A 25,205-nucleotide genomic window follows, 5' to 3' on the forward strand; every position below is an offset into this window, starting at 1 on the left:
ATAATTTAATTTTAAATTTAACTATCTGAATATATTAAACTTTACTTTTTTATAAGCAGTTGGCAGTAAACTTGCCTTTATTAGCGGGAACAACAAATGATCCTAACAATAAGGGCACACAATGATAATAATAGACAAAAAGCTAACCCCTGTTTTTGTAGCAACGAGTTTTGCAGCAGCTTGCTTTGGACAAAGTGTTCATGCTGCAGAGTATGACATTTATGGTAAAGCAGAAGTACAAATTGCTAATACTGACAACGGTGTAATGCGCTATGCTAAAAAAGGAACGCAAATCGATGCGCCTTTTTCACGCATTGGTGTGAAAGGGCAACATGTACTCACTGACTCGTTAAAAGCGGTATTTAAATACGAAGTGCAAGTAAAGGGCTTTGAGCACGATGATACCGATGAGCCATTTAGTGCCCGTAATACATATTTAGGTTTAGCGGGAAATTTTGGTGAAGTTGTAGTTGGTCGAAACGATACACGCTTTAAGTATTCAGAAGGTAAAGTTGATAACTTCAATGAAACTCAAGCCGATATTGCTCAATTACTACCGGGTCAAGATCGCCTTGGTGATACCATAACGTATAGTTCAAAATCATATGCGGGTGCTCAGCTATCACTTACCTATGCTTTGAAGGATGACAGTGCCAATAATGAAGCCGGTTATGCCGCTACGTTAATTTATGGTGACCGTGGTTTAAAAAATAAAAATTATTATGTGGCGATCAGCCATATTGATTCACTCAATAATATCAACGCCAGTCGCATCGTTGGCGCGTGGCAAAAAAATGATTTACAACTAGGTGCTATTTACCAGCACAGTGAGTCAGTAGATGGTACTAAATCAGGAAACGGCTATGTGTTGAGTGCCAGTTATACCATTGACAAATGGCAGCCAAAACTACAATTTGCCAGTGATGACTCAACTATTCGCCAAAGTACTAAGGGCAGCCAGTGGACTGCAGGTGTGGATTATTTATTTGATAAACAAACTACCGCGTACTTATTCTATACTGACTTAGATTTGCAACAGCAAACGGATAGTAGCTTAGCCCTTGGCTTAAAGTATAAATTTTAAGGGGGTTGAATATGAGCACACAAACTTTAGACGATAAACCTGAAAAAAATCCAATGATACAGATCTTGCTGCTGTTATTGGGCCCTGCGGTCATGTTACTTACGTGTTTGATCGATCCTCCTGCTGGCATGAGTACCGCTGCTCTTCGTACTTCAGGATTAGCATTTTGGATGGCATCATGGTGGGTGAGTGAAGTAGTTCCTATCCCAGCTACGGCGCTATTGCCGTTGGTATTTTCTCCGTTGGCTGACATTGCTGCGATAAAAAGTGTCGCTGCACCGTATGCGCACCCCTTAATATTTTTGTTTTTAGGTGGCTTTTTAATTTCCATTGCGATGGAACGTTGGGGCTTACACAAGCGCATTGCTTTACGTACTATGCTCTACGCGGGCTCAAAACCGAGTTTGCAGATATTAGCGATGATGTTAGTAACGGCATTCTTATCAATGTGGATGTCAAATACTGCAACAGCAGTGATGATGTTACCTATTGCTATGTCTATCACCCATTTAGTGCAAAAATCTAATCCAAATAATAATGGTTTTGGTAAAGCACTGTTACTTTCTATTGCTTATGGTGCCAGCATTGGCGGCATTGCAACATTAATTGGTACGCCACCGAATGCATTGATGGCCGCTTATTTATCAGATAGTTATAAAATTGAAATTGGTTTTGCGCAATGGATGATGGTGGGTGTGCCATTGTCACTGACTATGTTGATCATCTGTTGGTTGTGGCTGACCAAGTTTGCTTACAAAGTTGATAAAACGGATGAAAAATCTAAAAAAGTCGACACCAAGTCACTATTTAGCTCGCAGTTAAAAGGTCTGGGCACCATGCAACGCGCTGAGAAAGGGGTGTTATGTGTGTTTTTATTTGCAGCTGTGTGCTGGATATTTAGACCTCTGATCGCTGATTTTTCTGGTTTAAAAATATCGGATACCGGTATTGCCATTGCTGCTGCATTATTATTATTTGTTTTACCTGCTAATAAAGGCAGTGATGAACGTATTCTTGACTGGCAAAGTGCGGCAGGAGTTCCTTGGGGAGTGTTATTGTTGTTTGGTGGTGGCTTAACCCTAGCGGCACAAATAAAGTCATCAGGTTTGGCTGAATACATAGCTCATATGATTGAAGGCGTCAGCGCCATTCCATTAGTATTGAGTGTATTAGCAATTGCAACCTTAATCACTTTCTTAACTGAGATCACCAGTAATACAGCAACCGCAGCTGGATTTTTACCACTTCTTGGCCCTGTCGCTGAGTCAGTCACAGGTTCGCCATTGGTCTGGGTTATTCCTGCGGCTATAGCCTGTAGTTGTGCGTTTATGATGCCTGTAGCGACCCCGCCTAATGCCATTGTGTTTGGTTCTGGGCAAATTCAAATGCGGGATATGATCAAAGCCGGCTTTGCATTAAATATTGTTGCAATTGCGCTGATCACATTTGTCACTATGACCCTTGCTGCATCGGTATTTAATTTTTAAGTAATTCAAAGTTACCCAACCGGAGCGCTATTCGTTTGTTGATAGCGCTCTATATTGCCCCTGCTAAGAAACAAAGTTATAGTGGTTAAATCTTTATTTTGTTTATGAGTATGCTTTTGTCTGACACTCGCACTGTATGTAACCCTGAGCTAAAAGCGCAATTTGATGAAATGCAGCTGCATTTTGATGCCCAGCCATATTTAGCATTATCACAGCGGATCCGTTTATTAAAATCTTTAAAACGTGAACTGTTGGCATTAGAGGCTGAATTGGTAGCTGCAAGCTCGAAAGACTTTGGCTTTCGCACTGCTTTTGATACGATTTTGGGTGATATACTGCCTACGGTCAAAACGATCAGCCACACCATCAAGCATTTACCTAAATGGGCAAAAAATTCACCACGAAAAGCGGGTTTGAGCCTAGCGCCATCAAAAGTTGCTGTGAGCTATCAACCCAAAGGAGTGGTGGGAATAATTTCTCCATGGAATTACCCAATTCAATTATCAATCGTGCCGGTGATAACCGCAATTGCCGCAGGTAATCGGGTATTATTAAAGGTCAGTGAATTTACTCCGCACACCAATCAAGTAATCAAAAAACTATTTATCGGCGAGCTTAGCGAACATTGCGCAGTGATCGAAGGTGAAGCGCAATTAAGTCAACAGTTTAGCTGTTTGCCATTCGCACACTTATTTTTTACCGGCTCTACAGCTGTAGGGCGCCATGTTATGGCCGCTGCGAGTAAAAACCTTACCCCAGTAACTCTTGAGTTAGGTGGCAAATCGCCCGTTATCATTACCGCGCAAGCGGATATAGATAAGGCGGCTAAAGCTATTTTATTTGGTAAAATGACCAATGCAGGGCAAATTTGTGTTGCCCCCGATTATGTTTTAGTGCCGGAAAACTTACAGCATCAGTTAGTCAGAAGTCTCTGTAGCTTATATAAAAAACATTATAACTTAGGTGTCGAGGGTAAAAATTTAACCTCGGTTATTAATCACCACCATTTTCAGCGTTTAACCGATTTATTGGCAGATGCACAGCAACAGGGCGCACAGATAATTAAGCCGTTAGATGAAAACCAAAGCGACGAACATAAGCATCGTCTTGGTTTGCACATTGTGACTGATGTGAATGACAATATGAAGTTGATGCAAGAAGAACTGTTTGGACCAATTCTTGCGATTGTCAGTTATCAAGCTTTACCTCAGGCGATTGCATACATAAATCAACGTCCTCAGCCGTTAGCTTTGTACATAATGGGGCAAGATAAACAAATCAATGAAGGTATTCAACAGCAAACACAAAGTGGTACCTTCGCAATAAATGACACCTTAATGCAGGTGACTGCTGATGATGCGCCATTTGGTGGCTTAGGTCCTTCTGGGATGGGAAACTATCACGGTATAGAAGGCTTTTTAACCTTTAGCCATGCACGTAATACATTGAAAACGGGTGGTTTTAATCCTAAATTAGGATTGTTGTTGGCGCAAAATAAGATATTGATTAAAATACTCAAATGGTTGTACTTGCGGCCATAAATTGGCGTTAAGTACAATCCAATAGCGTTTTAACTGGCAGTTAAAACATCCGATCTTCGCCCGCATACAGCCCAGCTTGGATTTTTTCATACAATGCATCAGCTTTTTCTTTGGCTTCTGCAATTTGCGCAGGCATCAGCTTGCGCTCATCTAGCTTGCGACTGTGACTGGCATCTAAATTACCATTATACTCAGCAACAGTGTTCCAGATGTATGATTTTTCGATGTTTTTTTCGACTCCATGGCCTTCGAAATACATCAGCGCCATATTAAACTGTGCTAGCGTATAATTATTACCAGCGGCTTTTTCATACCATTTAATAGCTTCTTTATAATCTTGCGCAACGCCATCGCCGTTGGCGTACATCACACCCAAGTTAAACTGAGCAGCAGGTAAGTTTTTTGCCGCGGCTTGCTTAAAGAGTGAAACTGACATTTGTTTATCAAGTTTAACGCCTTTACCTTCTTGGTAAAGTACAGCTAATGCAAACATTGAGTCGACGTGGTTCTTTTTAACGCCTTTCTGGTAAAGTTCAGCAGCTTTGTGATAGTCGCGCGTTACGCCGTGGCCACCTTCATATAGCTGCCCTAGCTCGTAAATTCCTGGTGCAAAGCCTTTTTCTGCAAGGTAGTTAAACTCTCTAAGTGCATCTTCAAATTGACCTTCATTGGCTGCGCGGATCCCTTCTTCAAGTCCCGCATGAGCAACACCACAGATGCTAAGTGCACCGACCATCAACAATATCTTAAACTTCGGCTGCCACATGACAATACCTCCAATTAGCGTGTTACTGTTTAATTTTAGTCCCAACAACCACAATTGCCCAGCTTCGCACTATAAATGATAAAACTTAGACATAAGATACAGATATTACAGAAAATTTAAAGGAATAAAAAAAGCCCCTGATGGGGCTTTTTGGGTCATATCAACCGTCACCGATATGAACAATGTAGCAAGTGAGTGTGATCTTTTAATTATATTACTTGGGTCGAGTAAGTAATATGCTCGAAGCGTCACCATCTTCATCAACAACTTTGTACTAAAGGGGCCCAGCATCCTTACTGGTCGATCTTCCCTAGGGCACTGAGGTCGGTACGTTCAATTATTACAAGAAGCGCAAACGTGTCGTGTTGGGCTGCTTGGTGTTGATGCGATCGATTATTACTTGTATTTGAATGTGCGTCAATAGTTAAATGATAATTATTTCCATTTGTTCGGTTTTATTTTAATCCCCTCATTTACATAATGCGCTAAGTTGATTAACGTAGTGCTATAAAGAACCGTAAGAAAAATAAAAATGTCTATAAAAAACATGTGCTTGAATTATAAATCCGCAGTAGTTGGTGTGTTTCTATTAGCTCTGACTGGATGCTCAGCTACATTTACCTACAATAATATAGGCTGGTTATCGGCGTTTTGGATTGATGACTACGTTGATTTATCGAAGCAGCAAAGCAAACAAGCTAAAGACTTAATTAAGAAAAGTCGGGATTGGCATCGTAAGACGCAATTACCTTTGTATCGACAGGATCTGTTGGCATTACAAAAGCTACTTGATGAAGACCCTTCAGAGCAAGCATTATTAACGTATTTTCAAGGCTTTAAAACACATTGGCAATCGTTAGTTATGTATGTAAGAGACGATCTTATTGAACTTGCTATTGGTTTATCCACGGAGCAAAGAGAAGAATTTGTTGCTGCCATTGCAGAGGATATAACAACAGAAAGTGACGAGTATAATGAACAAACCCCAACACAGCGTGAGCAAGATCGCCTTGAACGTCAGTTAGATACTTATAAACAGTGGCTTGGTAAACTGAGTGAACAACAAGTGTCTTTGATCACCCAAGCGAACAGCGAATTTCAAGCAACATTTTTATTAAAGCAAGCTTACAAGCAAACTCGGCTGGATAAACTCAAACAGGTATTTTTTGATAGCCAACTTAGCCGCGATCAGTTTATTAGCCAATTATCAGCTGTCATTACTGAGCGAGAGGTGTTTATGAGTGACGAATTAATTCGCTTAGATGCTGAAAATTCAAAGCGCTATGCGCGTTTACTTGTGAGTTTAAGAGCCACGTTGACAGCAAAACAGCGCCAGCATGCTAATGCTGAGTTCTCCGATATGTTAGAAGATATAGAACAATTAATTAATGATGAATAGGCTGTTAGTTGCTAAGATCTTAATTTTAAAAATTTTTTATAAAAATGAATATATCAAAAACAAATAGAGCTTGTACTCTTTCAATTAACCGTTAGACTGACTTTTTTTCGTTCGAATTAAAGTTAATCAATGGATATCGCAGCCTTAGATAGCGCTCAAGTATTACGTGAAAATTTACTGAAATGGATTTGTTTCTGTTTCGGAATTTTAGCGAGTGTTTTTACCTATTTTAATCTTTTTATTAATGACTTTTACTCATTAGGGATTTTAGAAGGGGTTTTTGCTATTTATTGTTTTTATACTTTTAACTATGCTCGGACACGAAAATTTCAGACTTGGCAGCCGTTATTATTGTGCCTTTGTATTATGCTATTAGTAATCTTGGGCACTTACCTTGCTGTTGTTAAGAGTGGCCTGTTCGTCTGGACTTTTACTTTACCTATATTATTTTATTTATTGTTAGGTTGTAAGTGTGGTTTTTACCTATCGTTGTTATTAGTGTGTGTACAAACGGCTGTGTTTATTAGTAAACCCTCCTTAGCACCATTTTCAGAGCTTAACCTGTACCTAAATATGAGTTTTAGCTATGTGATAGTTTGGGTTACTGCGCATATTTTTGAAGCGAGCCGAGCACAATTTTCAGAGCGACTAGAAAACCTTGCCTTGTTAGATCCGCTGACAAACACCGGCAACCGTTTAGCAATGAACCATTACTTTGAAGTTGAGTTGGTAGACAAAATTAATTTATTTATTATGGTGCTAGATCTTGATTACTTTAAAAAAGTAAATGACGAATTTGGTCATGATGTGGGCGATCAAGTTCTGGTTGAAATTGCCACTATATTAAGAGAAACACTTAACAAGGGGCGAGTTTTTCGTACTGGCGGCGAAGAGTTTGCACTGTTCATTCCTGATTCAAATCAACAAGAGTCTTATCAAATTGCTGAAAATATCAGAGTCGGTTTGCAAAGTACGGCTATCAATGTTGGTGCGCGTGAAATAAGTTTAACAGCAAGTATCGGTTTAGCTGCTTATCGTGATGGCGATAGCCTAAAACAAGCGATTAAAGCAGCAGATGAGCAACTTTATTATGCAAAAAAACATGGTCGAAACAATGTTTATTTTGACTCGCAGCAATACTCAGCAAAACTAGAACAGGTTTCTTAACCTAGATACATGTGCTCGAAACCGGGAATGTTACTTTCCCAAAGTGGTGTTTCTTTACCTAAGTGATCACGTATCGCATCAAAAAATAACCGTGTTCTTACAGGTAAATCACGGTGTGGATATACCGCGTACATCGCACTGTATTCTTGTAATTTGATGTCTGTTAATAAGGGCACTAAACGTCCTTGCTTTATTTCATCATTAATGATAAATGCTGGCGCGAGCACATAGGTTGTTCCAGAAAGCGTTTTATCGAGCAGTACCTCGGCATCATTGGCTCTAAACACACTCTTAATTTTTTGCTCTTGCGGTAGACCATATTGATCTACATAACGAATACCCTCAACGCGCAACGAAGTGCTGGAATAACTGGCTGCGGGTAAATCAATTAAGTCCTCTATTTTACTTGGCAATCCATACGTTTGAATAAACTCAGGTGCGGCTAATATTAGTAATCTATTGCGCGCAATTTTACGTGCGATCAGTGATGAGTCTTTTGGCTCACCGACCCGAAAAGCAAGATCAAAGCCTTCAGATACCAGATCAACTAACTTATCATCGAGTCTTAGTTCAACTTCTACTTGCGGGAAGCGTTTTTGAAAATCATTAATTACAGGTTGTAGATAACGCCTGCCGATAATGGTTGATGAAGTGATTTTTAATACACCGCGTGGCTCTTGGTGATAATTCTCGGCTAAACGTACAGTTTCACCTAGTAGTTGCCTCAACTCACTGGCCTTTTTAATCATTTCGGCCCCTGCAGCTGTCAGTGAAAATGAGCGGGTGGTGCGGTTCAGTAAACGTACTCCTAAATCATCTTCGAGACGACTTATTTGTTTTGAGATCACTGAACGATCAATATTACGGGTTTCTGCTGCTTTAGCGAATGAGCCTCGCTCAACGACTTCTAACAACATCAATAAGCGACTTGTGGTATCCATTAATTACTCACCAATATTTAATTGATGCCATATTGGCATTAATGAATTTAAAAATCTATGGTTTTTGTCCACAAAAATGTTCCGTAACATAGAAAAATACACTAAATGGAGCGTCGTCATGAACAAACACTTAATAGCTATTGCAGTTTTAGGGGCATCACTTGCCCTCACCGGTTGTGCAGAAGAGCCTGCTCAACAGAGCAATCAACCACATCTTCAACCAATAGATGTTGCCTCAGTGATCATTAAGCCAGTGCAAAACTGGCACACCTACACTACGCGTTTAGAAGCGCCGGAAGAAGTATCACTTATGCCACGTGTTGCCGGAGTTATTGAGCATATTGCGTTTAATGAGGGCGACGAGGTTAAACAGGGTGACTTACTGTTTAAACTTGACGCTCGCCCATATGCTGCGGTTGTAGCAAGTTTAGAGGCACAAGTAGTCAGTGCTGAAGCCGCTTTATCGCAAGCGCAAAGTGAAGCTAAAAGAGCGGTGCGATTAACCGAGCGAAAAGCGATTTCAACAGAGCAAGCGGAATCACGTACGTCAACGTTACGCCAACGTGAAGCACAACTTGCGGCCTTAAAAGCCCAGCTAATTGCAGCTAATTTAGATTTAGAATTTACAGATATACGTTCACCCATTGATGGTGTGATCTCGCGTGCAAATATTACCAAAGGTAATAATGTGCTTGCAGGGCAAAGTGTACTGACTTCAATCGTATCAAATCAAACTATGTATGCTTACTTTGATGTTGATGAACGTACTTGGAATAGTTCATTTGATGAAGTAACCGCCGCTGCTCATCAGCAAGTAGTCATGCAAAAAGTTGGTCAAAATGGCTTTGCACACACCGGTTATATCGACTTTATTGATAATCAAATCAATGCAGCAACAGGTACTTTGCGAGTTCGTGCACGATTTGATGAAAATACCGCCTTACGCGCCGGTTCATTTGCACGTATTAAGTTAGCGGCCAATGACGTTACAGAGCAAGTTATTGTGCCTGATAGAGCAATTGGCACCGATTTGAAAAATCGCTTTGTGCTCACTGTAGGTGAAGGCAATATTCTTGAATATAAACTGGTTACAACCGGTGAGCGCTATGGCAGTTTTCGCGCTATTACCTCGGGCTTAAAAGCTGGCGATGTGATTGCGGTTAATGGTCCTGCGCGTGTTGGACCTGGCATGCCGATTTCACCTAATACAGTGACCCTAGACACCACCGGTGTTGCTTTTACGTTATCGCCAACGGCGCAGCACACACTTATGGCTAAGAAGTAGGACGAATAATGAAATTTTCTCACTTTTTTATTCAACGACCGATATTTGCAGCCATGCTGTCATTGGTGATTTTAATTGCCGGTGGTATTTCGTTGTTTCAACTGCCGGTCAGTGAGTATCCTGAAGTTGTTCCGCCGACAGTTGTGGTAACTGCGAACTACCCAGGAGCAAATCCAACCGTAATAGCACAAACTGTGGCCACTCCATTGGAGCAAGAGATCAATGGTACTGAAAACATGTTGTATATGTTTTCCCAGGCGACCAGTGATGGGCGTATGACACTGACGGTAACGTTTTCATTGGGAACGGATTTAGATCGTGCGCAAGTACAAGTACAAAATCGGGTTAACAGTGCTTTGCCGCGACTACCACAAGAAGTGCAGCGCTTAGGCGTCGTCGCTGAAAAATCATCACCGGATCTAACCATGGTGGTGCACTTATTCTCACCGGAAAAAACACATGATACAGCGTATCTATCTAATTACGCTGACTTATATGTGAAAGACCAAATTGCACGTTTGAGTGGCGTAGGCGATGTAAAATTATTTGGTGGTGGTCAATATTCAATGCGAGTGTGGCTTAATCCCGATGCATTAGCGGCACGAGAATTAACCGCAATGGACGTCGTCAACGCATTGCGTGCGCAAAACCAACAAGTTGCAGCGGGTAGCTTAGGTGCACAACCTGCTTCAACAGACAGTCAATTTCAAATATTGTTAAATGTAAAAGGACGCTTAAACAGTATTGAAGAGTTTCAGCAAGTGATCATTAAAGTGGGTGAACAAGGTCAATTAACACGTCTAAGCGATGTTGCACGTGTCGATTTAGGCCAAAATACTTACTCACTTAGAGCTGAACTTGATAATCAACCAGCACTGGCGATGCCGATATTTCAACGTCCTGGCTCTAATGCGATTGAGCTTTCAGATCAAGTACGCGAAACCATGGCGCGTTTATCGAAAGATTTTCCAGCTGGTGTTGAGTACGACATTGTCTACGACCCTACGGTATTTGTTCGCGGTTCGATTGATGCGGTGATCAAAACGTTACTTGAAGCTATCGCGTTAGTGGTAATTGTAGTGGTGTTATTTTTACAAACCTGGCGTGCTTCGATTATTCCACTTATAGCTGTGCCAGTTTCACTGATTGGTACCTTTGCGGTGATGCAGTGGTTAGGGGTCTCGATCAATACGCTGTCGTTATTTGGTTTAGTACTTGCCATAGGTATTGTGGTCGATGATGCTATCGTGGTGGTCGAAAACGTTGAACGTAACATTGAACAAGGTTTATCACCTCTGGAAGCAACGCGCGTGGCGATGACTGAAGTGACAGGGCCTATAATCGCGATTGCGTTAGTGTTGTGTGCAGTGTTTATTCCTACCGCGTTTATTAGTGGTTTATCAGGTCAATTTTATAAACAGTTTGCGTTAACTATTACTATTTCAACGGTTATCTCAGCATTTAACTCATTAACTTTATCACCGGCGTTGGCGGCACTATTACTTAAAAGCCATGATGCTAAACCGGATGCGCTGACGCGTTTATTAAATCGTTTATTTGGTCGCTGGTTATTTGCACCCTTTAATCGAGTATTTGACCGTGGCGCCAAAGGCTATCAAAAGCTGGTACAAAAACTAATGCGCATGAGCGTGGTAGTGGTGATTGCATACGTGGTTTTATTAGGCGGAACAATTAAGCTATTTGATGCCGTGCCGGGTGGTTTTATTCCTGCACAAGATAAGCAGTATTTAGTTGCGATAGCACAATTACCTGATGCAGCGAGTTTAGACCGTACTCAAGATGTGGTTAGGCAAATGCAAGAAATTGCACTGCAAGTACCAGGGGTTGCTCACACAGTTGCCTTTCCTGGCTTGTCGGTAAATGGTTTTACTAACAGTCCTAATAGCGCCATTGTATTTACACCGCTAGAAGCCTTTAGTGAGCGAAGCGATCCTAGTAAATCGGCGATGGCTATTGCGGCACAGTTAAACCAGCGTTTTAGTGCCATTGATGAAGCATTTGTGGCTGTATTCCCACCGCCGCCAATTCAAGGTTTAGGCACCACGGGTGGGTTTAAACTGCAAATTGAAGATCGCGGTAATAAAGGCTTTGAAACACTATTTAACAGTTTGCAAACGGTGATTACTAAAGCTCAGCAAGATCCTGCGTTAATGGGGCTCTATTCAAGTTTTAGAATTCAAGTACCACAAATGGATATTGATATCGACCGAGAGCAAGCGCTTATTCAAGGTATTCCATTGGATGAAGTATTTAATGCGTTGCAAGTGTATTTGGGCTCAATGTACGTTAATGACTTTAATTTATTTGGCCGTACGTACCAAGTTAATGCCCAAGCTGATGCTGATTTCCGCCTTGATCCAGAACAAATATTGAATCTAAAAGTGCGCAATAACCAAGGGAATATGGTGCCATTAGGTTCGGTATTAACGGCAACGCCTACAACAGGTCCTGATCGAGTGATGCATTACAATGGTTACCCAAGTGCAGAGCTTAATGGTAGTCCAGCGCCTGGTTACAGTTCAGATCAAGCACAGCAGGCAATTGAGCTGATCTTGGCTGATAATTTACCTACGGGTATTGAGTACGAATGGACCGAAGTTACTTTTCAGCAAATTCTAGCGGGTAATACCATGGTCTACGTATTCCCATTAGTGGTGTTATTAGTGTTCATGGTATTGGCTGCGCAGTATGAAAGCTTACGTCTCCCACTGGCTATTATTCTTATTGTACCAATGACAATATTCTCAGCATTAATGGGTGTATGGTTGGTTGGCGCTGATAATAATATTTTCACGCAAATAGCATTGATTGTATTGGTTGCCTTGGCTTCTAAAAATGCCATTTTAATGGTGGAGTTTGCACGCGATAAAAATAATCATGGGTTGAGTCATTTCGACGCTATTTTAGAAGCTTGTCGGATGCGTTTACGACCTATCTTAATGACGTCAATTGCCTTTACTGCGGGTGTTATTCCCTTAGTATTAGCAACGGGAGCTGGAGCAGAAATGCGCCATGCAATGGGCAACGCAGTGTTCTCGGGTATGATTGGTGTAACCGTGTTTGGTTTATTATTTACCCCTGTATTTTATATTTTGGTAACTAAAACCCGTAAAGTGACTACGCAGGAGCAAATTAATGAGTAAGTATAAGTTAACCGCTCTTGTTGTGGCGGGTTTATTAAGTGGCTGCGCCAGTAAAATTGATGAGCAGCAACAGCAAAATCAGCTACAAGAATTTGTTGCAAAAACACAAATCGCAGCACAATTACAAGGTCAAGATGAGCTTAACTGGTGGCAACAATTAAATTCAACCCAGTTAAATAATCTTGTGATCAGTGCGCGCGCTAATAATCATGATTTGCACACTAGTCAGTTGCAGTTACAAAGCGCGCTTGCTCGTTTAGGTGGGCAAAAAGCACAGTATCTTCCCCAAGGTGCAGTGGCAGTTGATGCCACTCGCTCAAGTACTGGTAACGTTAACACGCGTCAATCGGAAGCCAATGTTAATCTTGATTGGCAACTTGATTTATTTGGTAAAGTAACTGCGCTTGTTGATGCTGCGAATGCAGGGGCAATGAGTCAAGCGGAACAATTGCGCGCTTTGCATATTGAAGTTGTTACCTCTGTGGTAAAAGGGTTTGTCAGTTTTCAAGGTAATAAGCAAAAACAGCAGATCATTAACCTACAAATTGAAGCATTAGAGCAAAGTATTGCGGTTCTGCGGGCTCGCGTTGAGGAAGGGGTCGCTAATGAGCTTGATTTAAATCGAACCTTAGCACAATTGAAGCAGCAGCAAGCTTTGTTGCCAGATATTGAATACGCGCAATTTCGTGATCTAGCAACGCTTGCGACGTTAACAGGGCAGTTACCTGCTGATCTAACCTTAGTTGATGAGCAAGCGCTGTTTGAGCATGCATTTACTGTAAGTTTAGCCACCCCAAGTGATGCCATTGCACTGCGTCCTGATATTAGCCAAGCATTATTTGAATTTAGCCAAGCTAATTCATTAAGCGTGGCTGCGAGTAAAGCATTATTACCTGATATCAGTTTAACGGCGTTTGCAGGTGTATTGAGCTTAGATAACAACCAGCTTTCTGACACTTCGCAGCAATGGCAAGTTGCCCCACGCATTCAGTGGTCATTATTGAGCTACCCTGCGTTATTGGCGCAACGTGATGCTCAGCAATATCTCAGTGAAGCCGCTTACAGCCAATATCAACAAGTGGTGTTAGAGGCATTAGCGCAGAGTGAACTTTCACTGCAGTTATTAGTCAAACAAACTCAACAACTAGGCTATGCCAAAGCACGTTATGAGTTTGCTAATAATGCCTTTTTACAAGCGCAGGCGATGTACCAAGAAGGGCAAATACCTTACTTAGAGTTGTTAGATGCGCGACAGGATGTTTTAATAGCGCAGGAAAATGCAATTGACTCAACGATTTCATCATTACTTGCTAAAGTAGACACTTACCAAGTATTTAATGGTCGTTGGAGTTATGCGTTAGTTAATTAAGTTAAGTTGAGTTTTTGATGCCACATACTGATCTTTTATCAACAATCCCCGCGACAATGCGTGCGATTGCGTTACTTGAACCTAATGAACAGATTAATTTATCTGAGCTCGAATTGCCGGTGCCTGATGTTGTAGACAACGAATTGTTGATAAAGGTTGAGTATGTTGCGTTGAATCCGGTTGATGCGTATTTTGCTAAACAAGGTTTTTGTAAATGGCACTATCCTCATACCCTAGGCCTTGATGCTGTAGGGTTGGTGGTAAAAGCCACTAAAGGGGTATTTCCAAGTGTCGGTACTCGGGTTATGTGGCATGGTAATGTTGGCGACCATGGGGTGTTATCGCAATACGCTAAAGTCCCTAACTTTGCTGTATCGCAAATTCCTGACAGCGTTACGTTACAGCAAGCCGCGACATTACCCTGCGCAGGGATGTCGGCATTAATAGCTCTTGATAAACTGCAATTAACCGAAGGTGATTCACTTTTAATTGAAGCTGGTGCGGGGGCCGTCGGTCAGTTCGCCATTCAATTTGCCAAACAACGTGGTGCTACGGTATTTACCACCGCGAGCAAACGCAACCATAAGCTTGTTAAACAATTGGGTGCTGATGTGGTGTTTGATTACAACGATAAAACGCTTAGCGATAAAATTCGTAAAGAACTTGGTCCACAAGGCTTTGATGCAGTGCTCGATTCGATTGGTGGTGAAACCACGGTACGTAATGTTGAATTAATGCGTTTTTGTGGCCGTATTGCGTGCTTAAATCCACTGCCTAAGTTTGAGCAGGAGCTGATGTTCAGACGTGCGCCAAATATAGGTATTGTTTCTTTAGGTGGAGCGTGGTTAGCAAACAGTTTATGTGCTCAGCAAAAAATGAGTTTTATGGGCAATTTATTGCTAGACAATTTAGCCAGTGGCAGTATCAAAATACCGCAGATCATTGAGGTTGAATTTAACGCCAGTAGTATTTCACAGGCGCTGAATAAACAAATTGCTGGTGGCTTTACCGGAAAGCAGGTAGTGAAAATTAGCCATGATTAATTATTAACCGTGATTCATAATCTTTAAGCCTCGCAATTGCGGGGCTTTTTGTTATTGTTTAAGATTATCAACTTAGAGGGAAAGATGGCATTTACAGATTTTTATCGACTCAGCGCCCATGGGGTGATCACTAATGCCAGCGGGGAGGTTTTGCTGCTAAAGGCAAGCTATGGTGAGCTAAGCTGGGGATTACCTGGTGGCGCCTTAGATGTCGGTGAAACTGTACATCAAGCACTCATACGCGAATGCCAAGAAGAGCTCGGCTGTGAAGTGAAAATTGAACACTTAACCGGTATTTATTATCACAAAGCGTTTAATTCTCATGCTTTTATTTTTAGAGTTAGTTTGTTAAAAGATGCTGTGATCACGCTCAGCGATGAACACTTAGCACATCGTTATTATAAATTGTCGGAGCTTTCCAAGGTTCAACAACATAGAGTCGCAGCCTGTTTAAATTATACTGGTACAGTTGATAGTGCTGCATTTTAATTTAGCTTAAACGATCACTATCATTAATAGGAAAACGAGATATGAATACGCAACGTTTAATTCTTCGCCATGGCCAGCTAAGTGATGCGTCGTTTATCTTGAGTTTATTAAATCAGCCGAGTTTTTATCGTTATATTGCTGATAAAGGCATTTATACCAAACAACAAGCCGAAGATTATTTACAAAAAACCTTTATTGATGGCCACCAACAGCAAGGTTTTGGACCTTATATTGCGGCAAATAAACAAGGCATTGCCATGGGCATGGTGGGCTTGTTCCAACGAGAAGCACTAGCAGTGCCTATGAAGCGGCTGCAAAACTATTACACTCGTATCAAGGTAAGTTCAGCTACATTGCCGCGATAGCCGATGCTGACAATACCGCTTCGCATGGGTTATTAAATAAACTCGGGTTTGGGTATATAGGCAAAGCAGTGCTTAATAATGATGGCACTGCTTTAGTGGTGTTTATTCTTGAATAAGAACGCTCAGGGTGGTTGCTACCTGTTGATTAATATTCTGCCAGTTTTGCTCTAAGCTTTCGACAAGGCCTTCGTAATCATCACCAGTTAAAGGGTTAACCTCACTAAAATAATGAATTGCTTTTAAAGAGCGGCCACTTTCAAACGACGTATAATACAGGCGCCACAAACCAGAAATATCCGCATTACCTTGGTTATCACCATTGAAATGATGTAGCTCATATTCTAATTCATAATAACTTTGCTGATCTTTGTCTGTTATAACAGGTAATCCTTTGACCACCATCCAGTTATCAAGCGTGGTAAATAATGTTTGATGGGCGCTTGCTGTTAGCATTTGATCTGGCGCTTCACTCCATAAGTGATAATTAGCAGCATTGACCTGATTATTATCCATTTTCATTGCAATACCACGGTTATTTAATGCGCCTCGTAAACTTACTGTATTGATCCGTAATTGAGCTGATGTGTCAGTGCTACTGCGCTGCATTGGTTTAATACTTTGCTCAAACTGGTAGTATTTAACGGGTGTATTAAGTGATTGGCTACAACCTGATAATAATAGCACCCCAATAACAGCAAAAAATTGTATACGTAAAAATGTCCGCATTATTGTTTCCTCGGCGTTGGATCGGCAGGCAATGATTTATCAAAAATAAACATATTTGGTTGCTCATTTAAGCCACGCGAGAGTGGCTGTAGCTCTTCACTTAAACGCTTAAACTCTGAGAGTGTTTGTTGTAATTGCTGATGAAATGAGGAGCCTTGTTGATAACTGGCCATGGTTTTTTCAAACTGTTTCATGGTGACATCAAATTGCTGCATACTTTTTGTCATTTCAGCAAAATTACGATTAATATCACCGGGTAAATTTTGGGTATCTTGTTTACTTAACAATGTACGCATTTCATTCGCCAGCGCTTGGTAATCAGCAAACGCGGAATCAATTTGCGCTAAGCTGTCTTCAATTTTTAAATTATTTACTTTATTTAATACGTCAGACACTTGATCTGCTAATACGGTAATGCCACTGGAGACACTCGGAAATACTTGATATTGAGACAGTGTTTCTAACTTAGCAGCTGGGGCATCGTGGTAGATATCAAAATCGACATACACAGCGCCAGTAAGCAAATTGCCTGGTTTTAAAGAAGCGCGCATGCCATTTTTGATCCAACCATCAACACTGCTTTGCCAAAATTGTTTGGCTGAGGCATTGTCATGGTAAATACGGCCATACTCTATTTTTATTAAAGCGGGCACTGCAGTATTATCAGTTCTAAAGTGTGCGGGTTTGCCATCGATCATCACATTCGCAGGTGCTTCTACAACAGTACCTACGCGCATGCCACGATATTCAACCGGTGCGCCGGCACGTAAACCTCGAATAGACTGCTCAAACTCAATTAGGTAATAATCAAAATTATAAAAGCGTTCCTCAAGAGCATCTTTGTAACTATTACTAAGCGAAAAGCTATGACCTTCTTGAGCAAAATCACCCGGCGATTGTTGTTCAGGCAAACCAACCGAGATCCCTCCTTTTAATAACCTGCTTAATGAACCTGTTTTTACATTAATGCCATCGGCAGATAAATCAATTTCAACACCCGTATTGACCCAGAAAATAGAATTTAAGGTGATCAGGTTTTGATAAGGTTCGTTGATGAAAATACCATACTTCATCGCTTGATTCTTCCAATCAAATGTCGCTGTTTCAACTTGACCAATTTTATAATTCTTAAAAAATATACCGGTGCCGACATCCATAACCTCAGCATCATAGCTGAGTAATGAAAAGCGACCGCCTTTGACATCTTTATCAATCAGCGCTGGCTCTTCTTGTAATTTAAAATGCTCTTTTGTTTTACTACTTTCACCTGGTGAAAATTCTAAATATACACCCGATAGTAACGTGCTCATACCGCTGATACCCGTTTCATCAATACGTGGTTTTACTACCCAGATGTTGGCGTCTTCCGTGAGTAAGCCATCATAATGTTTATCAATTTGAGCTCGAGCAATCACACTGTTTTTAGTATCAGAGAGGCGAACGTGATCAATTTGGCCGATTTTCACACTACGTACTTTTATTTCAGTCTTGCCTGCCACGATACCCTCAGCATGAGGCATTGAAATATAAATGGTTGCGCCTTTATTAGCTTGGTATTGGTAAAGCATCCACACACCAACGAGCAAAGCTATAACCGGTATGATCCAAATCGCAGAAATAATAGGTTCTTTTTTTATATTAGCCGTTTCACTCATGCTGTTTCTCTAATTTATGGTCTTTTTATCATTGTTTGGCGAATCCCATAATAGCCGAGGGTCAAACGCGTGTGCTGCAAGCATTTGGCAAATCACCATGATAGTAAAAAATACAGTGCCTAAACCTGGCGTTACTGACATTAAATTTCCTAATTGCACTAAGGCTACTAGAATCGCGACAACAAATACATCGATCATAGACCACTTACCAATAAACTCGGTTAATTGATAGACTTTCGTATAGCCTTTTGTCTGGCCGTTAGCGGGTTTGCTAACCAAAAAGCATAAAAATGTTAAAATGAGCGCTTTAGCTAATGGTACTACTACACTCGCTAAAAAAATGATTAATGCAATAGGGTATGAGCCAGCTTGCCACAGTGTTATTACCCCACCAATTAATGTTGAGGGGGATTCATCCCCCAAACTAGTGGTGTACATTATTGGCAATAAATTTGCCGGAATATAACAGGCAATTGAAGTTATTAACCATGCCGTTGCTTTTTGTACGCTGTGGGGGTTTCTGATATGGGTTTTGCTATTACAGCGAGAACAGTATTCGCTATCGCTTAGTTGATGGCAGACATGACAGGCTCGAATGTTACTATCTATGGCACGATAAGAAAGTTTTGCGGCTGCAATTTCAGCCTGAGGCTGTACTTGATCCCATAATCGGGCACGATTCAAGTGTGCTAATGAGCCAATATAGAAGAGTACAAACGCGGCATAGGCCCAAAAACTAACGCCAAAGCTGACTTCCGCTAACGACATTATTTTTACCATGCTGACCAATACACCGATTAAAAATATTTCTGACATTATCCATGGCTCTAGCGCTAAGGTGAATTTGAGTAAGCGTCTGGCAATCGTTTGTGGAAGTACTTTAAGTAAGCCTAAATGCAGTGGGATCAAAATAGTGAGTAATGCCATTGGTAAACCAATAATACTAACATCAATAAAAATGCCTAATAAATTGCTGTCGTAATTAAACAAAATACGAGCGGCATCGGGCAAGGTAATCGTCTGTGTAATGCCATTACTACTAAATGAGATAAATGGATAAAACATACTGCTTAGCAGCATGAGTAAAGCACTAATACTGAGTGCTACAATACGGCTGTCATAATTTATATTTGCTGCGCATAGTTTACTGTGACAATGTGGACAGACAGCCATTTGTTTTGCAACTATGTGCGGGATATCAATAATCAAGTCACAATTAGGGCAGGCAGTTTGCAAATTAATAACCACTTAGAAGTATCTTAGATCAAGTTTGCATCAATTATATGCTAAATACAAATGCGAAATTGGTTTAACTAGGCTAGCCTAATAAGAAAGTTGTCATGTAATTTTACAGTTGCTAAAAAGCATCTATCTGTGGGTGGTGAATGAAGTATTTTATAGTGTTTTTTTTTGTTTTATATAGCACTTTTGCATTGAGTTTAGCTGCGCCAAAATCTAGCGACATTATTACCGTTGCGGTAAGCCCTTCTTTGCCTCCTTACGTCTTTAGTGAGGATGATACCGGCTTGCAGTTGCAGATTTTAAAATCTGCGTTTAAAGATCAAGGTATAACAAATCTAGATATAGTCTATATGTCTAATAAACGTGCAGGGCAATCCTTAGAACAAATGAAGGTCGATATTGCGATGAATTATGCGGGGCTCACCACTTCTGCGATTTATCCAAGCCAAAGCTTATTGGCGTATCAAAATGTGGCAATTAGCTTACGTAAAAATAATTTTAAAATTAATACTGTCTATGATCTACTGGGGAAAAGTGTTGTTGCCTTTCAAAACGCCACCGAATTTCTGCCGCCGCCATTTAAAGCATTAACGACTAAATTAAGCGCTTATGAAGAAGTCGTATACCAAGCTGCGCAAGTGGATCATCTAATGAAAGAGTGGGTTGATGTGGTGGTACTAGAAAAACGGGTGTTTTTATATTATCTACAGCAATATAAAGAATCGCACCCAATCAAGCCTATTACTGTACACCCGATATTTCCTGAGGCTCCTCGACCAGCCTATTTTAACAGTAAAGTGTTACAAGAGATTTTTGATATGGGACTTGCCCATATCATTGAAAATGGGCAATACAGTAAAATAATGGCTTTTGATGGCAGTGATTATGCTCAGGTTGTAGAACCAAGCTCAATCAAATAATGCTACGGTTTGGCGGGTAAGCGCAAGCAATTCGCCGGATTGTGACCAAATACAACCATCCTCTAAACCATAGCCATCTTTACAGTGATGAGTTTCTGCTTCAAATCCAAGCCACTCATCGGCTGCCAACTGCGGTGTTTTTACAAACTCTAAATACCACGACATACTACTGGCGGGCGCTGGTTGGTTAAACATTTGTAATAAAGTAGGTGGCCATGCATCCGTTAAGGCAATAATATGTGCTTCACTAAGTTCTGCTGGCGATTGTTTAAACTTCATCCATCCGCCTAAATGCGACGTTTGGGCTGCTGAAAACGGCATTCCACCTTGCTGAGGGCAAAGCGCGACGTGTTGGAAAAATTCCGGCATGGCACCTGATTTAAATGGCAGTGTGTAACGTTCGTTAACCGGTTTTAGGCTCATTGTTTTTGTCACTGGTACTTCAATGGCTGAATCTCGCGATTTTGCAAAACACGCTTGTACGACCACGCTTACTTGGCCGTTCTGCAACGCTTTTGCCAGTACTTGTGTGCTACTTTTTCCTTCCCGTAAAATTTCAACTGAGAGGGAAAAATCAATATCTGCTAACAAAGGACCTACAAAATTTGTACTAATAGACAACAAACGACGACTTGGTTCTATTTGTTGACGCATTGCCTGATACAGTAGTGAGGCTGATAAACCGCCAAAAGCAGTTCGACCTTGACACCAGTTTGCAGGAAATTGCATCGTTGCGTGAGCTTGTTCAGAATGGGGCAGCTGGCCTATGAGTGCCGCTTGCTTTAATAGTTGATCAAAATGCATGGTGATCCTTTGAGACATTTTTTAATTATTAGTGATTTTATAACACATAAAAACTCATCAGACCAGATTGTGAAATGGCCCCTAATGATGCAAAAAAAGACAATCCACACATTAATTAGGGTTATTTGCAAAATAAATTACAAAAAAGCACTTTTTTTTCATTTTTACAGTTGAATTAAGTTTGTGGCATCCCTATCTACTAGTCATCGAACGTATTAATGAATTTTGAAGTTGGAGATATTTCATGGGTAAAATTATCGGAATCGACTTAGGTACTACTAACTCTTGTGTTGCAGTACTTGATGGTGGCAAAGCACGTGTTATTGAAAACGCGGAAGGCGATCGCACCACTCCGTCTATTATAGCTTACACGCAAGACGGAGAAACTTTAGTAGGTCAATCTGCTAAACGTCAAGCGGTTACTAATCCGACAAACACATTATTTGCAATTAAGCGTTTAATTGGTCGTCGCTTTGAAGACGAAGAAGTACAACGTGATATCGGCATCATGCCTTTTAAAATTATCAAAGCAGATAATGGTGATGCATGGGTTGAAGCGGGCGGCGAAAAACGCGCTGCACCACAAATCTCAGCTGAAGTTTTGAAAAAAATGAAAAAAACAGCTGAAGACTTTTTAGGTGAAGCAGTAACTGAAGCGGTTATTACAGTACCTGCTTACTTTAACGATTCACAACGTCAAGCTACTAAAGATGCTGGGCGTATTGCAGGTCTTGAAGTTAAACGTATCATCAATGAGCCAACTGCTGCTGCCCTTGCTTATGGCATGGACAAAAACAAAGGCGAAAACGTTGTTGCAGTATATGACTTAGGTGGTGGTACTTTCGATTTATCAATCATTGAAATTGATGAAGTTGAAGGTGAGCACACATTTGAAGTACTTGCTACAAATGGTGACACTCACTTAGGTGGTGAAGATTTCGATAACCGCGTAATCAACTATTTAGTTGCTGAATTCAAAAAAGATCAAGGTTTAGACTTAAAAACTGATCCACTTGCAATGCAACGTGTTAAAGAAGCAGCTGAAAAAGCAAAAATTGAATTATCATCTGCACAATCTACAGAAGTAAATCTTCCGTACGTAACTGCTGATGCAACTGGTCCTAAGCACATGAACGTGAAACTAACACGCGCTAAGCTTGAGTCACTAGTTGAAGATTTAGTAATGAAGTCACTAGAGCCATTAAAACGTGCCCTTGCTGATGCTGATTTATCAGTAAGCGACATTGACGACATCATCCTTGTTGGTGGTCAAACACGTATGCCTTTAGTACAAAAAACAGTTGCTGATTTCTTCGGTAAAGAGCCACGTAAAGATGTTAACCCTGATGAAGCAGTAGCCGTAGGCGCAGCGATTCAAGGTGGTGTACTAGCTGGTGATGTGAAAGATGTACTATTACTAGATGTTTCGCCATTATCTCTAGGTATCGAGACTATGGGCTCTGTAATGACGGCGTTAATTGAGAAAAATACGACTATTCCAACGAAGAAATCGCAAACATTCTCAACTGCTGAAGATAACCAAGCTGCGGTAACTATTCACGTATTACAAGGTGAGCGTAAACGTGCTAGCGACAACAAGTCACTAGGTCAATTTAACCTAGAAGGTATTCGTCCAGCACAACGTGGTACACCACAAATCGAAGTTACTTTTGATGTGGACGCTGATGGTATCTTACATGTATCGGCAAAAGATAAAGATACAGGTAAAGAGCAAAAAATCACCATTCAAGCATCTTCAGGCTTAAGCGATGAAGAAGTTGAAAAAATGGTTCGTGATGCCGAAGCACACGCAGAAGACGATAAAAAGTTTGAAGAGCTAGTTGCAGCTCGTAACCAAGCTGATGCATTAGTGCATGGTACGCGTAAGCAAATCGAAGAAGCGGGTGATGCATTACCAAGCGAAGACAAAGAAGCGATTGAAGCGGCTGTTGTTGAGCTAGAAGCTGCGATTAAGAGTGACAAAAAAGACGAGATTGAAGCAAAAACTCAAGCGCTTGCTGAAAAGTCACAAAAGTTAATGGAAATCGCACAAGCTAAAGCACAACAAGGTGGTGACGCCGGTGCCGAGCAGCAACAATCTGCGAAGAAAGATGACGACGTAGTGGATGCTGAGTTCGAAGAAGTTAAAGACGACAAGTAATTGTTGTTAGCGCTTCGCCTAACTGAAAACACGATGACTGATATCGCAATTTAAGTTAGGATGAACAACTAAGGCGCGCGGGCTAAAGCTTGACGCGCCTTTTGCATGTAAATTAGATGATAAATCGATACGATTTATCGATTTATCCGCAGCAATGCTGCAGTAAGAAAAGAGTAGTGTGATAGATATGTCAAAACGCGATTATTATGAAGTCCTTGGAGTGGCAAAAGACGCCAGCGAAAGAGACGTAAAAAAAGCGTATAAACGCTTAGCGATGAAATATCATCCAGATCGTACCGCAGGCGATAAAGAACTTGAAACTAAATTCAAGGAAGTAAAAGAAGCTTACGAGATCCTCACTGACAGTCAAAAACGTCAAATGTATGATCAATACGGCCATGCTGCGTTTGAACAAGGCGGTGGCGGTGGTGGTCATGGCGGCTTTGGTGGCGGTCATGGTGACTTTGGTGATGTATTTGGTGACGTGTTCGGTGATATTTTTGGAGGCGGTGGTGGCCGTCGTCAATCGCGTCAGCAACGAGGTTCAGACCTACGTTACAACATGGACTTAAGCTTAGAAGAAGCGGTTCGTGGTAAAGAAGTAGAAATTAAAGTACCTACGTGGGTAAGCTGTGAGCCATGTGACGGCAGCGGTGCAAAAGCGGGTTCTAAACCGAAAACATGTACGACTTGTCATGGTGCAGGCCAAGTGCAAATGCGCCAAGGTTTTTTTGCTGTGCAACAAACCTGTCCAACCTGTCAGGGCACTGGTCAGATAATTTCTGATCCATGTAATAGCTGTCATGGTCAAGGCCGTGTGGAAAAAACCAAAACATTATCGGTTAAAATCCCAGCCGGGGTTGATACTGGCGACCGCATTCGTTTATCTGGTGAAGGTGAAGCAGGGGTACATGGTGCACCCGCTGGTGACTTGTATGTGCAAGTATCGGTACGTGAACACCGTATCTTTGAGCGTGATGGTAATAACCTATATTGTGAAGTGCCGATTGGGTTTACAACGGCTGCTCTTGGTGGCGAAATTGAAGTACCGACTTTAGATGGTCGTGCTAAATTGAAGATCCCAGCTGAGAGTCAAACGGGCAAAATGTTCCGTATGCGCGGTAAAGGTGTTAAGTCTGTCCGTAGTGGCGCAGTTGGTGACTTGATCTGTAAAGTGGTAATAGAAACACCCGTTAAGTTAAATGAACGCCAACGCGAGTTATTGCAAGAGCTTGAGCAAAGCATGGGTAAGGATGGTTCTAAAAACCGTCCAAAAGAAAAAGGCTTTTTTGATGGTGTAAAAAAGTTCTTTGATGATTTAACTAAGTAATCACTCATTACTTATAAAATGGCGCTAATTAGCGCCATTTTTTATTGGCTAACAAAAGCTTATTAATCTGAACTCTGGTTAAGAGATTGACCCTCAAGAGTTCAGGTTTTTATTTGGCTACAGCTTTGCTGAAAACCACGCAGTAATACCAATCGACTTAAATATTTAACCATTCTAGCGAGCTAAATAAAGCGCTAACTGCGTTATAATTTTTTCAAGTAGAACAACTACATGTCAAAATTTACGCCTTGTTATCACTGTATTTAT

The 25,205-nt window shown here is 41.1% G+C and carries 20 protein-coding genes; 14 read left to right on the forward strand and 6 right to left on the reverse strand.

Translation table 11 applies throughout. From position 1 onward, the window contains the following. Positions 1–121: 121 nt before the first annotated feature. The 3 genes from H5180_RS15300 (at position 122) to H5180_RS15310 (ending at position 4,112) form a co-directional block, all read left to right on the forward strand. Positions 122–1,084 (forward strand): porin, encoded by a 963-nt coding sequence (locus tag H5180_RS15300; RefSeq protein WP_145236151.1) that lies wholly within the window; start codon positions 122–124, stop codon positions 1,082–1,084. Between the two features lie 11 nt (positions 1,085–1,095). Then, positions 1,096–2,571 (forward strand): DASS family sodium-coupled anion symporter, encoded by a 1,476-nt coding sequence (locus H5180_RS15305; protein WP_145236148.1) that lies wholly within the window; start codon positions 1,096–1,098, stop codon positions 2,569–2,571. 110 nt (positions 2,572–2,681) lie between these two features. Next, on the forward strand, positions 2,682–4,112 hold the full coding sequence (locus H5180_RS15310) for a coniferyl aldehyde dehydrogenase (protein ID WP_259399579.1): 1,431 nt from the start codon (positions 2,682–2,684) through the stop codon (positions 4,110–4,112). A 40-nt stretch (positions 4,113–4,152) separates the two neighbouring features. Here H5180_RS15310 and H5180_RS15315 read toward each other — a convergent pair whose 3' ends face one another. Then, positions 4,153–4,878 carry a tetratricopeptide repeat protein gene (locus tag H5180_RS15315; RefSeq protein ID WP_182758515.1) on the reverse strand — a complete coding sequence of 242 codons (726 nt, stop codon included), beginning with the start codon at positions 4,876–4,878 and terminating at the stop codon, positions 4,153–4,155. A gap of 532 nt (positions 4,879–5,410) precedes the next feature. Between H5180_RS15315 and H5180_RS15320 the strand changes: the two genes are divergently transcribed. Next, on the forward strand, positions 5,411–6,277 hold the full coding sequence (locus H5180_RS15320; protein ID WP_182758517.1) for a DUF6279 family lipoprotein: 867 nt from the start codon (positions 5,411–5,413) through the stop codon (positions 6,275–6,277). A 129-nt stretch (positions 6,278–6,406) separates the two neighbouring features. Further along, positions 6,407–7,444: a GGDEF domain-containing protein gene (locus H5180_RS15325; RefSeq protein ID WP_182758518.1), complete on the forward strand. Its 1,038-nt coding sequence runs from the start codon at positions 6,407–6,409 to the stop codon at positions 7,442–7,444. Here the strand turns inward: H5180_RS15325 and H5180_RS15330 are convergent. Then, entirely contained in the window at positions 7,441–8,385 is a 945-nt protein-coding gene (locus tag H5180_RS15330) for a LysR family transcriptional regulator (protein WP_145236132.1), read from the reverse strand. The two genes, H5180_RS15325 and H5180_RS15330, sit on opposite strands and share 4 nt — an antisense overlap. A 118-nt stretch (positions 8,386–8,503) precedes the next feature. Between H5180_RS15330 and H5180_RS15335 the strand changes: the two genes are divergently transcribed. The 6 genes from H5180_RS15335 to H5180_RS15360 all read left to right on the forward strand — a co-directional run bounded on the left by H5180_RS15335 (position 8,504) and on the right by H5180_RS15360 (position 16,100). Then, positions 8,504–9,670, forward strand: coding sequence for an efflux RND transporter periplasmic adaptor subunit (locus H5180_RS15335; protein WP_149980115.1), 1,167 nt, complete (start codon positions 8,504–8,506; stop codon positions 9,668–9,670). 8 nt (positions 9,671–9,678) lie between these two features. Next, on the forward strand, positions 9,679–12,834 hold the full coding sequence (locus H5180_RS15340; RefSeq protein WP_182734104.1) for an efflux RND transporter permease subunit: 3,156 nt from the start codon (positions 9,679–9,681) through the stop codon (positions 12,832–12,834). Further along, positions 12,827–14,203, forward strand: coding sequence for a TolC family protein (locus H5180_RS15345; protein WP_182758519.1), 1,377 nt, complete (start codon positions 12,827–12,829; stop codon positions 14,201–14,203). Before H5180_RS15340 ends, H5180_RS15345 begins: the two co-directional genes overlap by 8 nt. A 17-nt stretch (positions 14,204–14,220) precedes the next feature. After that, the gene (locus H5180_RS15350; RefSeq protein WP_182732503.1) at positions 14,221–15,246 is read left to right on the forward strand and encodes a zinc-binding dehydrogenase; all 1,026 of its coding nucleotides are present in this window, start codon (positions 14,221–14,223) and stop codon (positions 15,244–15,246) included. A gap of 84 nt (positions 15,247–15,330) precedes the next feature. Then, positions 15,331–15,735 carry an NUDIX hydrolase gene (locus H5180_RS15355; protein WP_149980118.1) on the forward strand — a complete coding sequence of 135 codons (405 nt, stop codon included), beginning with the start codon at positions 15,331–15,333 and terminating at the stop codon, positions 15,733–15,735. 41 nt (positions 15,736–15,776) lie between these two features. Further along, the gene (locus H5180_RS15360; protein ID WP_182758521.1) at positions 15,777–16,100 is read left to right on the forward strand and encodes a GNAT family N-acetyltransferase; all 324 of its coding nucleotides are present in this window, start codon (positions 15,777–15,779) and stop codon (positions 16,098–16,100) included. Between the two features lie 102 nt (positions 16,101–16,202). Here the strand turns inward: H5180_RS15360 and H5180_RS15365 are convergent, their stop codons facing one another. The 3 genes from H5180_RS15365 to H5180_RS15375 are packed head-to-tail and all read right to left on the reverse strand — an operon-like array spanning position 16,203 to position 19,717. Further along, on the reverse strand, positions 16,203–16,826 hold the full coding sequence (locus H5180_RS15365) for a membrane integrity-associated transporter subunit PqiC (RefSeq protein WP_182758522.1): 624 nt from the start codon (positions 16,824–16,826) through the stop codon (positions 16,203–16,205). Then, on the reverse strand, positions 16,826–18,481 hold the full coding sequence (pqiB, locus tag H5180_RS15370; protein ID WP_182734109.1) for an intermembrane transport protein PqiB: 1,656 nt from the start codon (positions 18,479–18,481) through the stop codon (positions 16,826–16,828). The genes H5180_RS15365 and pqiB overlap by 1 nt, the downstream gene beginning before the upstream one ends. A gap of 9 nt (positions 18,482–18,490) precedes the next feature. Beyond that, positions 18,491–19,717, reverse strand: coding sequence for a paraquat-inducible protein A (locus H5180_RS15375; RefSeq protein ID WP_145236310.1), 1,227 nt, complete (start codon positions 19,715–19,717; stop codon positions 18,491–18,493). Between the two features lie 149 nt (positions 19,718–19,866). On the opposite strand from H5180_RS15375, the gene H5180_RS15380 reads away from it, so the two are divergent. Further along, the gene (locus H5180_RS15380) at positions 19,867–20,643 is read left to right on the forward strand and encodes an ABC transporter substrate-binding protein (protein ID WP_145236099.1); all 777 of its coding nucleotides are present in this window, start codon (positions 19,867–19,869) and stop codon (positions 20,641–20,643) included. Here the strand turns inward: H5180_RS15380 and H5180_RS15385 are convergent. After that, positions 20,632–21,447 (reverse strand): thioesterase family protein, encoded by an 816-nt coding sequence (locus tag H5180_RS15385; protein WP_182758524.1) that lies wholly within the window; start codon positions 21,445–21,447, stop codon positions 20,632–20,634. The two genes, H5180_RS15380 and H5180_RS15385, sit on opposite strands and share 12 nt — an antisense overlap. A 244-nt stretch (positions 21,448–21,691) precedes the next feature. Between H5180_RS15385 and dnaK the strand changes: the two genes are divergently transcribed. Both dnaK and dnaJ read left to right on the forward strand, forming a co-directional pair. After that, positions 21,692–23,608 carry a molecular chaperone DnaK gene (dnaK, locus tag H5180_RS15390; RefSeq protein WP_182732509.1) on the forward strand — a complete coding sequence of 639 codons (1,917 nt, stop codon included), beginning with the start codon at positions 21,692–21,694 and terminating at the stop codon, positions 23,606–23,608. A gap of 187 nt (positions 23,609–23,795) precedes the next feature. Further along, positions 23,796–24,938 carry a molecular chaperone DnaJ gene (dnaJ, locus tag H5180_RS15395; protein ID WP_145236090.1) on the forward strand — a complete coding sequence of 381 codons (1,143 nt, stop codon included), beginning with the start codon at positions 23,796–23,798 and terminating at the stop codon, positions 24,936–24,938. The last annotated feature ends 267 nt before the right edge of the window (positions 24,939–25,205 follow it).

This window comes from Pseudoalteromonas sp. SR41-4 (genome assembly GCF_014163985.1).
Classification (GTDB): domain Bacteria; phylum Pseudomonadota; class Gammaproteobacteria; order Enterobacterales; family Alteromonadaceae; genus Pseudoalteromonas; species Pseudoalteromonas rhizosphaerae.

Coding starts and splice junctions, on each gene's coding strand:
- H5180_RS15300 (WP_145236151.1), top strand. CDS start 122: ATGATAATAATAGACAAAAAGCTAACCCCTGTTTTTGTAGCAACGAGT.
- H5180_RS15305 (WP_145236148.1), top strand. CDS start 1,096: ATGAGCACACAAACTTTAGACGATAAACCTGAAAAAAATCCAATGATA.
- H5180_RS15310 (WP_259399579.1), top strand. CDS start 2,682: ATGCTTTTGTCTGACACTCGCACTGTATGTAACCCTGAGCTAAAAGCG.
- H5180_RS15315 (WP_182758515.1), bottom strand. CDS start 4,878: ATGTGGCAGCCGAAGTTTAAGATATTGTTGATGGTCGGTGCACTTAGC.
- H5180_RS15320 (WP_182758517.1), top strand. CDS start 5,411: ATGTCTATAAAAAACATGTGCTTGAATTATAAATCCGCAGTAGTTGGT.
- H5180_RS15325 (WP_182758518.1), top strand. CDS start 6,407: ATGGATATCGCAGCCTTAGATAGCGCTCAAGTATTACGTGAAAATTTA.
- H5180_RS15330 (WP_145236132.1), bottom strand. CDS start 8,385: ATGGATACCACAAGTCGCTTATTGATGTTGTTAGAAGTCGTTGAGCGA.
- H5180_RS15335 (WP_149980115.1), top strand. CDS start 8,504: ATGAACAAACACTTAATAGCTATTGCAGTTTTAGGGGCATCACTTGCC.
- H5180_RS15340 (WP_182734104.1), top strand. CDS start 9,679: ATGAAATTTTCTCACTTTTTTATTCAACGACCGATATTTGCAGCCATG.
- H5180_RS15345 (WP_182758519.1), top strand. CDS start 12,827: ATGAGTAAGTATAAGTTAACCGCTCTTGTTGTGGCGGGTTTATTAAGT.
- H5180_RS15350 (WP_182732503.1), top strand. CDS start 14,221: ATGCCACATACTGATCTTTTATCAACAATCCCCGCGACAATGCGTGCG.
- H5180_RS15355 (WP_149980118.1), top strand. CDS start 15,331: ATGGCATTTACAGATTTTTATCGACTCAGCGCCCATGGGGTGATCACT.
- H5180_RS15360 (WP_182758521.1), top strand. CDS start 15,777: ATGAATACGCAACGTTTAATTCTTCGCCATGGCCAGCTAAGTGATGCG.
- H5180_RS15365 (WP_182758522.1), bottom strand. CDS start 16,826: ATGCGGACATTTTTACGTATACAATTTTTTGCTGTTATTGGGGTGCTA.
- pqiB (WP_182734109.1), bottom strand. CDS start 18,481: ATGAGTGAAACGGCTAATATAAAAAAAGAACCTATTATTTCTGCGATT.
- H5180_RS15380 (WP_145236099.1), top strand. CDS start 19,867: ATGAAGTATTTTATAGTGTTTTTTTTTGTTTTATATAGCACTTTTGCA.
- H5180_RS15385 (WP_182758524.1), bottom strand. CDS start 21,447: ATGCATTTTGATCAACTATTAAAGCAAGCGGCACTCATAGGCCAGCTG.
- dnaK (WP_182732509.1), top strand. CDS start 21,692: ATGGGTAAAATTATCGGAATCGACTTAGGTACTACTAACTCTTGTGTT.
- dnaJ (WP_145236090.1), top strand. CDS start 23,796: ATGTCAAAACGCGATTATTATGAAGTCCTTGGAGTGGCAAAAGACGCC.